General features: G+C 62.8%; 11 protein-coding genes. All 11 read right to left on the reverse strand.

Features of this window, described 5'->3' with window-relative positions:
* Position 1 precedes the first annotated feature (1 nt).
* Positions 2-940, reverse strand: coding sequence for a nickel transporter permease (nikC, locus tag NCT04_RS08245; protein ID WP_502800660.1), 939 nt, complete (start codon positions 938-940; stop codon positions 2-4).
* An 18-nt stretch (positions 941-958) separates the two neighbouring features.
* Positions 959-2,029 (reverse strand): ABC transporter permease, encoded by a 1,071-nt coding sequence (locus tag NCT04_RS08250; protein ID WP_250464934.1) that lies wholly within the window; start codon positions 2,027-2,029, stop codon positions 959-961.
* Positions 2,030-2,048: 19 nt separating this feature from the next.
* A complete protein-coding gene (locus NCT04_RS08255; RefSeq protein WP_250464935.1) occupies positions 2,049-3,650 on the reverse strand; it encodes an ABC transporter substrate-binding protein in 1,602 nt (533 codons plus the stop codon).
* Between the two features lie 29 nt (positions 3,651-3,679).
* Positions 3,680-4,243 (reverse strand): D-alanyl-D-alanine dipeptidase, encoded by a 564-nt coding sequence (gene ddpX / locus NCT04_RS08260; RefSeq protein WP_250464937.1) that lies wholly within the window; start codon positions 4,241-4,243, stop codon positions 3,680-3,682.
* 145 nt (positions 4,244-4,388) lie between these two features.
* Positions 4,389-5,582 carry a cystathionine beta-lyase gene (locus NCT04_RS08265; protein WP_250464939.1) on the reverse strand — a complete coding sequence of 398 codons (1,194 nt, stop codon included), beginning with the start codon at positions 5,580-5,582 and terminating at the stop codon, positions 4,389-4,391.
* Positions 5,583-5,702: 120 nt separating this feature from the next.
* The gene (locus NCT04_RS08270; RefSeq protein ID WP_502800661.1) at positions 5,703-6,338 is read right to left on the reverse strand and encodes a hypothetical protein; all 636 of its coding nucleotides are present in this window, start codon (positions 6,336-6,338) and stop codon (positions 5,703-5,705) included.
* 29 nt (positions 6,339-6,367) lie between these two features.
* A complete protein-coding gene (gene bktB / locus NCT04_RS08275; protein ID WP_250464941.1) occupies positions 6,368-7,552 on the reverse strand; it encodes a beta-ketothiolase BktB in 1,185 nt (394 codons plus the stop codon).
* Between the two features lie 30 nt (positions 7,553-7,582).
* Entirely contained in the window at positions 7,583-8,509 is a 927-nt protein-coding gene (locus NCT04_RS08280; RefSeq protein ID WP_250464943.1) for a sugar kinase, read from the reverse strand.
* Positions 8,510-8,512: 3 nt separating this feature from the next.
* Positions 8,513-9,901, reverse strand: a complete 1,389-nt coding sequence (gene rimO / locus NCT04_RS08285) for a 30S ribosomal protein S12 methylthiotransferase RimO (RefSeq protein ID WP_370652021.1) — start codon at positions 9,899-9,901, stop codon at positions 8,513-8,515.
* Between the two features lie 355 nt (positions 9,902-10,256).
* Positions 10,257-10,832, reverse strand: coding sequence for a polyhydroxyalkanoate synthesis repressor PhaR (gene phaR / locus NCT04_RS08290; protein WP_244825315.1), 576 nt, complete (start codon positions 10,830-10,832; stop codon positions 10,257-10,259).
* A 170-nt stretch (positions 10,833-11,002) separates the two neighbouring features.
* Positions 11,003-11,743, reverse strand: coding sequence for a 3-ketoacyl-ACP reductase (locus tag NCT04_RS08295; RefSeq protein WP_244825316.1), 741 nt, complete (start codon positions 11,741-11,743; stop codon positions 11,003-11,005).
* Positions 11,744-11,782: the final 39 nt, after the last annotated feature.

An 11,782-nucleotide genomic window follows, 5' to 3' on the forward strand; every position in this document is an offset into this window, starting at 1 on the left:
GTCAGCCTCCGTGACGCGGATCGAAGACATCGCGCAAACCGTCGCCGAGCAGATTGAACGCCAGGCTCACGGCGAGAATGGCGAGGCCGGGAATAGTTGCGACCCACCATGCATCGAGCAGCACATTGCGGCCAGAGGCAACCATGTAACCCCATTCGGGACTCGGCGGCTGCGCGCCCAGCCCCAGAAATCCGAGCCCCGCGACCGCGAGGATGATGCCCGCCATGTCGAGCGTCGCGCGCACGATCACCGACGACGAACACAGCGGCACGATATAGCGCAACAGAATGCGCGCGGGCGACGCGCCCTGCAGACGCGCCGCGTGGATGAAGTCGGCCTGCGCGAGCCGCAGCGATTCCGCACGCGCGAGCCGCGCATACGGCGGCCAGGCCGTGATCGAAATGGCGATGACCGCGTTGAGCACGCCCGGCCCGAGCGCCGCCGCAAACGCGAGCGCGAGCACGATCTTTGGAAACGCGAGCGCGACATCGGTAATGCGCATGAGCACGGTATCGACGAAACCGCCGCAATAACCCGCCACCGTGCCCATGAGCAAACCCACGGGCACGACGAGCACCACGACCAGCATGGCGATACTCAACGTGAGCCGCGAGCCGTGCACGAGCCTCGACAGGATGTCGCGGCCGAGCTGATCGGTGCCGAACCAGTGCGCTGAGTTGGGCGGCGTAAGGCGTTCGGCGAGCACTTGCTGCAACGGGTCGCGCGTGACGACGAGCGGCCCGAAGATCGCCACCACGACGAGCAGCACGAGTATCGCGAGACCGAACATGCTGAGCGGATTCGCCGAGAACGCGCGCCAGCGCCGGTATGCGCGCCCGAGCGCCGCCTGACGCGGCGACGCGGGCGTGTCGGTGAGCAACCACGCGCGCCAGTGCGCCCGCGCGGGTTTCATCGGCGCGCGCTCGACGGGCGAATGCATCGACAAGCGTCCTCCATGTCAGCGTGCGCGCGGATCGAACACGCGGTAAAGCGCGTCGGTCAGCAAATTGAGCGCAATGAACGTCGCGCCGATCACGAGCGTGCTGCCGAGCACCGCGTTCATGTCCGCGTTCAAAAGCGCGCCCGTCAGATACGAGCCGATGCCCGGCCACGCGAACACGATTTCTGTCAGCACCGAGCCTTCGAGCAGATAGCTGTACGCCAAAGCGATCACCGTCAGCAACGGCACCGCGATATTGCCAAACGCGTGCCGCCAGATCACGCGCCGCTCGGACAAGCCCTTCGCGCGCGCGGTGGTCACGTATTCCTGGCTCAGTTGTTCGAGCATGAACGAGCGCGTCATGCGGCTCAGATAAGCGATGGAATAGAACGCCAGCACGCCCGCCGGCAACGCGATATGCGAGAACGCGTTTCTAAAGACGTCCCACGCGCCCGCGAGGAGCGAATCGATTAGTAGACTGCCGGTGCGCGTATCGACCATGCCGTCGTACATCGGGTCGATACGGCCCGGACCCGAAACCCAATGAAGGCGCGCATAGAACAGCAAAAGACCCATCAGCGCGAGCCAGAATACGGGCACGGAACTGCCCGCCAGCCCGATGAAGCGCGCGATGTGATCGACCATGCGGTTGTGCTTCACGGCCGCAATCACGCCGAGCGGCACGCCGATGCAAACGCCGATGAAAGTCGAGAGCGTCGCCAGTTCGAGCGTCGCGGGAAACACGCGTTTGATGTCGTCGATGACGGGATTCGCCGTCAAGAGCGACACGCCCAGATTGCCGTGCAGGACATCGCGCGCGTAGATCATGAACTGCTCGATGAGCGGCTTGTCGAGCCCGAGCTGCAAACGCGCCGCCGCATACGCCGCCGCCGATGCGCGGTCGCCGAGAATGGCAAGCACGGGATCGATGGGAATCTTGCGGCCGATGAAGAACGTGATCGCAAGCAGCCCGGTGAACGTCACCGCGAGCATGATGATCCAGCGCACGAGTGCAAGGACGAAGCGCACGCCCCTTCGCCGGCCGCTCGCGGCGCGCATTCGGTCGAAAAACGTGGGCGTGACGGACATTCGCAGGCTGCTTCGCTGGTTATTGCTTTTTGATGTCTTTGTAAGAGACGAGATCGTTGATCGGCCCGACTTCCAGCCCGCTCACGCCCGGCCGCGCCGCCACCTGCGACACCTTCTGGAACATGATGACGAAGGGCGACTTCGCGAGCACTTCGCGCTGCATGGTCTCGTAGCTCTGCGCGCGCTTTTTCGTATCGCTTTCGGCGAGCGCGGCGTTCGTTTCCTTCGTCAGTTGCGCAATGTCCCAGGCGTTGCGCCACGCAAGCATTTTGTAGCTCGACGCATCCGAGTTGTCCGGATTCCACACGAAGCCCTGCGCGTTGCTATGCGGATCGATATAGTCCGCCGACCATTCGCCGATATAGATGTCATGCGCACGCGCCCGGTAGCGCCCGAGCGTCTGCTTGTTGTCGCTCGGCATGAGTTGAACCTTGATGTTGGCAAGCGCGAGGTTCGCCTGCACCGCCTGCGCAATCTCGCTGTATGGATAGTCGTTGCGCACGTCCATCTTCACGGTGAAGCCATTCGCAAGACCGGCCTTGGCCAGCAACGCCTTGGCCTTCGCGACATCCTGGTGATACGGATTGTCATTGAGCGCGCCCAGGAATCCCTCGGGCAGGAAGGTTTCGTGCACCTTGTACGTCGTGCGGATGACGTTCTTCTGAATGCCCTGATAGTCGATCAGCCACTTCATCGCCTCCCAGACTTCGGGCTTCGCCAGATTCGGATTCTTGTTGTTGAGGCCGAGATACATGAGCGTTGCCTGCGGCACGGCGTTCACCTTGATCTTGCCGGCCTTGGCAAGCGTGTCGAGGTCGTCGGGGCTCAGATCGCGTGCCACGTCGATGTCGCCGTTCTCGATCATCAGACGCTGGCTCGCCGCTTCGGTCACATGGCGCAGCACGATGCGCTTCATGGCAAGCGGCGCGCGATACCCGTCGAAACGTTGCAATACGATGCTGTCGTTGGCCGTCCACTTCACGAGCTTGTACGCGCCCGAACCGGCCTCGTTCGTCTTGAGCCATTCGTTGCCGTAGTCGCTGCCCTTCTGATGCGATTCGAGCAGCTTGCGATCCACCACCGACGCCGGCCACGAGCCGAGCACGTTCAACACGAAAGTCGGCGCGTAGCGTTGATCGGTGGTTATGGCGACGGTCGTATCGTCGATCTTCTTCACGTTCTGCAGCGCGTTGGCCTTCGTGAGCCCGATGCCCGCAAGCACGGCGGCCGCGCCCTTGTCCAGCAACGCGGTGCGCTGGATGGACCAGGCGACGTCGTCGGCGGAAAGCGGATTTCCCGAATGGAACTTGAGGCCGGGGCGAATCTTGAACGTGAACGTCAGACCGTCCTGACTGACCGACCACGACTGCGCGACGTCGCCGTTGAACTTCGACGGGTCTTTCAGATCGACGCGCACCAGCCGGTCGTACGTGTTCGCGACGTATTCCTCGGGCACGAGTTCGTAGATTTCGCCGGGATCGAGCGAGGTGAACTCGTCGAGCAGCGTTGCCATGACGAACATGTCCTTCGGCGTGGCGGCCTGCGCGAGTGTCAGTGTTCCCGCGCCCGCCAAAACCAGAGCCGTTGCCAGTGCCGCCGCGACTGCCTTGCGCAAGACCATGTGCTTTTCCGTTCGAAGTGAGGTTGGGTTCACATCAGCCGCAACAGGCCGCTTTCTTCGTTGTCGATGAGAGCAAGTTCGCGCGAGCCCGGCAATTCGTAATGCCACCACTCGCTGGGAATATGCGCGAAGCCCGCGCCGTGCATCACGCCGAGCAGCAGCGTGCGGTTGTGCTGTACGTGCCTCGGCAAACCCGCGTGAAAGTGCGCGGACTCGGGGACCATTGCGTCGAAGCCCGTGCCCATGTCGAGCTCGCCGCCGTTTTCATCGACGAGCGTGAGGTCTACTGCCGTGCCGCGGCTGTGATTCGAGCCGCGCTTGAGATCGGCGATGAAGGTCGGGTCGGGAAGAAAGTCCCAGAGCACCTGCTGCGCTTGCGGCGGCCGATAGGCGTCGAAAATCTTGAGCGTCATGCCGAAGCTTTGCGCGATGGCGACCGCGCGGCGCAAGGCCGCCTCGGCGGGTTCGAGCAGCAGACAATGCTGCGCCTTGTAGATGGGTTTGCCGGTGAGATTGCGATCGGTCGCGTAGACGAGATCGATCTCCACCTGATGCGTCCGTGGCGTGATGTGCAGCAAGGAGAATCGAGTCATGTTTCTGGATGCGGGAGCTGCGGTCCGTTTCATTCCGATAGACGAACCTTAACCCGATAGAAAAATCCGCGAAACTGTTTGTTTGGGTGGTTTTGTTTCGGCTGACGGGTTGGGTCAAGCGAGCAAGCGCCACCGGGCGAGCATTTCACCCCAACGCCTTCGCCAACGCGCTTTCCACGTCCGCCCTCAAATCGCTCTCGCTCTCCAGCCCGATATAAAGCCGCACCAGCACGCCCTCATGCGGCCACTTCGACGCCGTGCGCATCGACCGGATGTCGTAGGGCATCGCGAGGCTGTGCGCCCCGCCCCAACTCCAGCCGATGGAAAAAAGCTCGAGCGCCTCGACGAACGCATCGACTTGCGCCGCGCCATGGCGCGCGTCGAACACGAACGAAAACAAGCCGCCCGCGCCGCCCGAAAAGTCCCGCTTAAAGAACTCGTGGCCAGGACAATCGTCCAGCGCCGGATGCAGCACCGCCGCGACTTCCGGGCGCGTCTTCAGCCATTTCGCCAAAGCAAGCGCGGAACGGTCATGGGCCTCGTAGCGCAGTTGCATCGTCGGCAAGCTGCGCAACACGAGCGATGCATCGTCGGACGACACACCCACGCCCACCCGCATGCGCGCGCGCTTGAGCTTCTTATGCAGCTCGAAATCGCGAACGATGCTCGCGCCCATCAGAATGTCGCTGCCGCCCGACTGATACTTCGTCAGCGCCTGCACCGAGATATCGACGCCATGTTCGAACGGCTTGAACGCGAGCCCCGCCGAATACGTGTTGTCGATCGCCGTCACGATGCCGCGCGCGCGCGCCACGGCAACCATGGCCGGCACGTCCTGAACTTCCATCGTCACCGAGCCGGGCGCTTCGAGCCAGATGAGCTTCGTGTTGTCACGGATGTCATCGGCAATGCCCGCGCCCTTCATCGGATCGTAGTAGGTCACCTCCACGCCGAAGTCGCTCGCGAGCCAGTCTGCGTGATCGCGATTCGGTCCATACGCGTTGTCCGGCACGAGCACGTGATCGCCCGACTTCACCAACGCGAAGTACACGTTCGAAATGGCCGCGAGCCCGGACGGTTGCAACAGTGCGTGCTCGCCGCCTTCGATCGTCGCAAGCCGCTGCGCAAGCGCGACCGTCGTAGGCGTGCCGTGCAGCCCGTAGCGCCATTTCGAATCGTCGCTCCAGACGAGTTCGCGCATGGTGGCGAGGTCCGGAAACACCACGGTCGAGGCGCGCGTAACCGGCACTGAAAAGGACTCGAAGCCCGGCGTGATGCGGTCATCTGGCTGGACGATACGGGTTTGCAGGTCGCGTTCGGAGTTGCTTGAATCGGTCATGTCGAAGCAGAGTTGAGTGGTTGATGCGCGGGAGTGTCGCCAACGCTCGGCCGAGGAATAAAAGTGGTGAGGCTCGCAGTGGGCGCCGTGTCGAGCACTGACGCCCGCTTCAAACGACCATCACTCACCGATGATCACGTTACTCGTCCCGCCCACCGCATTACGCGGCGGCGCAGGTTCGAGCGAAGGCGCGGGCGGCGCACTGCGCGTGAGAGGCGCACCCTGCACAGCGGGCAGCGTCGCTCCCGCCACCGCTGGACGAAGATCGAATGGCCTGGAATTGGAATCGTCCGGGTCCATGCGCTCGCCCGACACGCTGCCGTCCGCCGCGAACTTTCCCACCCAGTTGCCAGTGATATGCGTGCCGTCGTTCGATTCCTCGATCTCCAGCGTATCGCCATCGCGATCGCCAGCAACGAGGATCACCGACGGGCTGCCCGCGAACCGATATTCGCCATGCACGCCCGAGGGATCGTCGGTCTTCGCGCCGAGCCTCATTTCGATTTGCCGGTCGCCGAGCGTGCCGACATAACGCGGAAAGCGCGCGTATTCCGGGTTCGGCGTGAGCGGCTTTTGCGGTGGCAAGGCAAGCGTTTCGATAGCCTGCTGCGCGCCATGCGACTCGCCCTTCACGCCGACAGGCGCATTCGCCGCGGCCGTCGACGCATCCGGCGGCATTGGAGAATTACAGCCGGCAAACGCGAATGCGGCGCCTGCGATCGTCGCCCAGTGCAAGCGCTTCATTGTTTCGATCATCCTTCGTTCCTTGACCCAAGCTCCGAGCGTCAGATGCGCTCGAAAATCGCCGCGATACCCTGACCGCCGCCGATGCACATCGTCACGAGCGCATACCGCCCGCCAATGCGCTGCAACTCGTACAGCGCCTTCACGGTGATGAGCGCGCCCGTCGCGCCGATCGGATGCCCAAGCGAAATGCCCGAACCGTTCGGATTAACCTTCGCCGGATCGAGCTTCAGTTCCTGCGTGACCGCGCAGGCTTGCGCGGCGAAGGCTTCGTTCGCTTCGATCACGTCGAGATCGGCGACGCTCAGTCCCGCGCGCTCCAGCGCCTTTTGCGTGGCGGGAACGGGGCCAATGCCCATGATTTTCGGATCGACGCCCGCATGCGCGTAAGCGACGAGGCGCGCGAGCGGCTTCACGCCGCGCTTCTCGGCGACGCCGCGCTCCATCAGCACGACAGCCGCGGCCGCGTCGTTGATGCCCGATGCATTGCCCGCCGTGACCGTGCCGTTTTCCTTCGCGAACACAGGACGCAGCTTCGAAAAATCTTCGGCCGTCGCGTTCATGCGCACGTGCTCGTCGCGATCGAAAACGGTGTCGCCCTTCTTCGATGCCAGCGTGATCGGCAGAATCTGTTCCTTGAAGTAACCGGCTTCGATAGCCCGCGCCGCGCGCCGGTGCGATTCGAGCGCGAGCGCGTCCTGCGCCTCGCGCGTGATGCCGTACTTGTTCGCGACGTTCTCGGCCGTCACGCCCATGTGGATCTTGTCGAACGGGTCGTTCAACGCGCCGAGCATCATGTCGACGACGCGTGCATCGCCCATGCGCTGGCCGAAGCGCGCGGCGGGCATGACGTAAGGCGCGCGGCTCATGCTTTCCGCGCCACCGCCGATGGCGATCTCGGCGTCGCCCAGCAAGATGGATTGCGACGCGGACACGATGGCCTGCAAGCCCGAGCCGCACAGACGGTTTACCGTGAGCGCGGGCGCGTGTTGCGTCACGCCGCCGTCGAGCGCGGCCACGCGCGCGAGATACATGTCACGCGGCTCGGTCTGGATCACGTTGCCGAACACGACATGGCCGACCTCGTCGCCCTGCACGTTTGCACGCGACAACACTTCGCGCACCACGCGCGCGCCGAGATCGGTCGGCGTGAAATCCTTGAGCGCGCCGCCGAAGTCGCCGATTGCCGTGCGTACACCGCTTACCACCACTACTTCTCGCGTCATGTTCTTGTCTCCTGAGTTTGCGTGGGTCTTTTACTCCGCGAGCGCGGACTCCACTGTCTTTCTGGTCGGAATCGGGGCTACCGCGCCGAAGCCTTGCGTCGATAACGCCGCCGCCACGTTGGCATAACGCGCCGCCATAAAAGGATCGTCACCCGCGACGATACGCGCGATGAACGCGCCGCCGAAGCAATCTCCGGCGCCGGTGGCATCGACCGCGTTCACGACGCGGCCCGGCACCACGCGCCGCTCATTGGGTGTCGCGATATACGCGCCTTCCCGGCCGAGCTTGAGCGCGACGACTTTCGAGCCGAGCGCGAGCAGGAAGTCGACGATGGCGTCCTTGTCTTCATGGCCCGTGATGACGGTCACGTCGTCCCAGCTCGGCAGGCAGATGTCCGTCATGCGCAGCGCTTCGAGCATCACCGCGCGGGCGCGCGCGAGTGGCCACAGCTTCAGGCGCAGGTTCGTGTCGAAACTCACCTTTGCGCCATGCGAGCGCGCGTGATCCATGGCGGTAAAAGCGGCATCGCACGCGGATACGCCGATTGCGAGACTGATTCCCGACAGATGCACGACCTTCGCCGCCGCGATCGCGTCGAGCGGCAGGTGCGCGCTCGCATAACGGCTCGCCGCCGAACCCGCGCGCAAGTAATCGAAGCGATGCCCGCTCTCGCCGTGCGACACGAAATAAACGCCCGTGGGCGCGGTTTCGTCGATACGCACCGTCGATGTATCGACATTCTCCGTGCGCCAGAGATCGAGCAGCAGTTGCCCGAACTGGTCGTTGCCGACGGCGGACACGAAGCCCGTCGACGCGCCTTGCCGCGACGCCGCGATCAGAAAGTTCGAGACATCGCCGCCGAAGCCTTGCAGATAGTTCGGCTGATTTCGCGTCGACTGGTTGAACTCGATCATCGCCTCGCCGAGCGCGAGCACCGAAGGCATGGAATGCGCCATGACTTATACCTCGCCCCAGAGATCGTGGCCGTCCGCGCCGGTGATCTTGACGGAGACGAAGTCGCCGGCCTTGTAGCGCTTCGACGCCTTCGTCGCGGGCGCGATATACACCACGCCGTCGATTTCCGGCGCATCCGCCGCCGTGCGGCCAACGCCGCCGTCCGTGCTCACTTCATCGACGAGCACGCGCAGCGTCTTGCCGACTTTCTTTTTCATGCGCGCGGCCGACAGTTCCTCGGCCAGTTCCATGAAGCGCGCGCGGCGTTCCTCGCGGACTTCGTCGGGCAGCGCGCCATCGAGTTCGTTGGCCGTTGCGCCTTCGACCGGCGAATACGCGAAGCAGCCGACGCGGTCGAGATCCGCCTCGCGGATAAAGTCGAGCAGCGTTTGAAACTGCTCCTCGGTTTCGCCCGGAAAGCCCGCGATAAAGGTGCTGCGGATGGTCAGATCGGGACAAATCTCGCGCCACGTCTTCACGCGTTCGAGCACTTTCTCCGCATTGGCCGGGCGCTTCATGCGCTTCAGGACTTCGGGATGCGCATGCTGGAACGGCACATCGAGATACGGCAGAACGTGGCCGCGCAGCGGGCCTTCGGCCATCATCGGGATGACTTCGTCGACGCTCGGATACGGATACACATAGTGCAGACGCACCCACGCGCCGTATTGCGACGCGAGCTCGCCGAGCGCGCCGACGAGTTCGGTCATGCGCGTCTTGATAGGCTTGCCGTCCCAGAAGCCAGTGCGGTATTTGACATCGACACCGTACGCGCTCGTGTCCTGCGAGATGACGAGCAGTTCCTTCACGCCGGACTTGAACAGATTTTCGGCTTCAAGCATGACTTCGGCGATGGGGCGCGAAACGAGATCGCCGCGCATCGAAGGAATGATGCAGAACGTGCAGCGATGATTGCAGCCTTCGGAAATCTTGAGATACGCGTAATGACGCGGCGTGAGCTTGATGCCCGCGGGCGGCACGAGATCGGTGAACGGATCGTGCGGCTTGGGCAGATACGAGTGCACGGCGTTCATCACTTCGTTGGTCGCGTGCGGACCGGTGACGGCGAGCACTTTCGGATGCACTTCCTCGATGAGCCCCGTGCCGCTCGCGCTCTTTTTCGCGCCCAGGCAGCCCGTCACGATGACCTTGCCGTTCTCGGCAAGCGCTTCGCCGATGGCGTCGAGGCTTTCCTGCACGGCTTCGTCGATGAAGCCGCAGGTGTTGACCACGACGAGGTCGGCGCCGTCATAGGTGCCGGAGATTTCGTAACCTTCGGCGCGCAGCTGGGTCATGATCTGCTCGGAATCGACAAGGGCTTTCGGGCAGCCGAGACTGACCATGCCGATGCGCGGCGCGGGTGTGCTAGTGCTTGATTTCAAAGAAGTATTCACGGGGACATCCGGAGAAAGACGCGCGCGGGCGACAGCGCGTGCCTCGGTCGAGGCGAATCTCGTATTTTAACCGGTTGTGGCGTGGAGAATCACTGACGGCCGGCCGCATACATCTTCACAGACGATTTCTCCCACGCGCGTATTAACTGGACGGGCGAGATTCCTGCCTGCGTCGAGAAGGGCGATTTCCTCAAGCGCGCGTTGCGCTGTCCGGTCAATGACGCACGATGGCGCCAGCACGCAGTCACCCGCGGCGGCTTCATGGCATTCAGCGAAGTCTCGACGGATTTCCAAGCGCATCCGCCGCTCGGCGCGGCGGTGGCTGAGTCGGCCCGTGCGCTCGGGCCATGAGCGCCTACTTCTTTTCGGTCGTCGGCGGCACGACAGGCGTCGGAAACGGAAACGTGTTGAACATCGTTTTCGCCTGGGTCTGCATCTGCTCCTGCATCTGCACGAACATGTTCTTCGACTGCTCGATGTAGCTCGTCATCATGCCCTGCATCATCGGCGCCTGCATGTTCATGAATTGCGACCAGACTTCCGGATTGAGCGCGTTGCCGTCGTAGATGCCCTTGCTCTGTTCGGACAGCTTCTGCTGGATGTCGATGAACGCCTGGATATTCTTCTCCAGATACGTGCCCATCATGCCCTGCATGGCATGGCCGTAGAAGCGGATGATCTGCGAGAGCATCACCGATGAAAACATCGGCAAGCCGCCGCTCTCTTCCTCGAGAATGATCTGCAGGAGAATGCTGCGCGTGAGGTCGTCGCTCGACTTCGCGTCCAGCACTTTGAACTCTTCCTGATCGAGCACGAGCTGCTTCACATCCGACAACGTGATGTAGGTGCTCGTTTCCGTGTCGTAGAGCCGCCGGTTAGGATATTTTTTGATGAGTCGTTCGGCGGATTTCTTTGTAGTAGTGGTGGTCATTTAACGCCTTTAAACGCAGGACTTTACTGCGGTGCCAGCCGCCACGGCTTGCATTGTCGCAATAAAGCGTTGCCGCCAGTTCGCCGCGTCGTTGATCTATCCGGCAAGCAGCAGCGTCCCTCTTCACGCCTTCACGCCTTCGCGCCTTCCGTGAGGGACGCCACCACCCGTCAGCCCATGTGCAAGCCGCCGTTCAGCGAGAAATCCGCGCCGGTGGAGAATCCCGATTCATCGGAAGCGAGCCACGCGACGATGGAGCCGATTTCATCCGGCGTGCCGAGCCGGCGCACGGGAATGGTCGCCACGATCTTCTCCAGCACTTCGGGGCGAATGGACTTCACCATCTCCGTGCCGATATAACCCGGCGACACCGTGTTGACCGTCACGCCCTTGGTCGCCACTTCTTGCGCCAGCGCCATCGTGAAGCCATGAATACCGGCCTTCGCGGTGGAGTAGTTCGTCTGGCCGAACTGCCCTTTTTGACCGTTCACCGACGAAATATTGATGATGCGCCCGAAGCCGCGCTCGACCATGCCGTCGATCACCTGCTTCGTCACGTTGAAAAGACTCGTCAGGTTGGTGTCGATGACCGCGGTCCAGTCTTCATGCGTCATCTTCCGGAACACGACATCGCGCGTGATGCCCGCGTTGTTCACCAGCACGTCGACTTCGCCGACTTCCGCCTTGACCTTGTCGAACGCGTTCTTGGAAGACTCCCAGTCGCCCACATTGCCTTCCGACGCGATGAAATCGAAGCCGAGCGTCTTCTGGTCTTCCAGCCATTTCACCCGGCGCGGCGAGTTCGGGCCGCAGCCCGCGACGACCGTGAAGCCATCCTTATGGAGGCGCTGGCAAATGCTCGTGCCAATTCCGCCCATCCCGCCGGTTACATACGCTACGCGCTTTGTCATTCCTCACTCCATTTTCGTTATGCGGAACGGCGTTCGAAC

Source organism: Caballeronia sp. GAFFF2, from assembly GCF_023631485.1.
Taxonomy (GTDB): Bacteria; Pseudomonadota; Gammaproteobacteria; order Burkholderiales; family Burkholderiaceae; genus Caballeronia.

Bases quoted from the DNA above. Each gene is read 5' to 3' on its own strand.
- nikC (WP_502800660.1), bottom strand. From the start codon at position 940: ATGCATTCGCCCGTCGAGCGCGCGCCGATGAAACCCGCGCGGGCGCAC.
- NCT04_RS08250 (WP_250464934.1), bottom strand. From the start codon at position 2,029: ATGTCCGTCACGCCCACGTTTTTCGACCGAATGCGCGCCGCGAGCGGC.
- NCT04_RS08255 (WP_250464935.1), bottom strand. From the start codon at position 3,650: ATGGTCTTGCGCAAGGCAGTCGCGGCGGCACTGGCAACGGCTCTGGTT.
- ddpX (WP_250464937.1), bottom strand. From the start codon at position 4,243: ATGACTCGATTCTCCTTGCTGCACATCACGCCACGGACGCATCAGGTG.
- NCT04_RS08265 (WP_250464939.1), bottom strand. From the start codon at position 5,582: ATGACCGATTCAAGCAACTCCGAACGCGACCTGCAAACCCGTATCGTC.
- NCT04_RS08270 (WP_502800661.1), bottom strand. From the start codon at position 6,338: ATGATCGAAACAATGAAGCGCTTGCACTGGGCGACGATCGCAGGCGCC.
- bktB (WP_250464941.1), bottom strand. From the start codon at position 7,552: ATGACGCGAGAAGTAGTGGTGGTAAGCGGTGTACGCACGGCAATCGGC.
- NCT04_RS08280 (WP_250464943.1), bottom strand. From the start codon at position 8,509: ATGGCGCATTCCATGCCTTCGGTGCTCGCGCTCGGCGAGGCGATGATC.
- phaR (WP_244825315.1), bottom strand. From the start codon at position 10,832: ATGACCACCACTACTACAAAGAAATCCGCCGAACGACTCATCAAAAAA.
- NCT04_RS08295 (WP_244825316.1), bottom strand. From the start codon at position 11,743: ATGACAAAGCGCGTAGCGTATGTAACCGGCGGGATGGGCGGAATTGGC.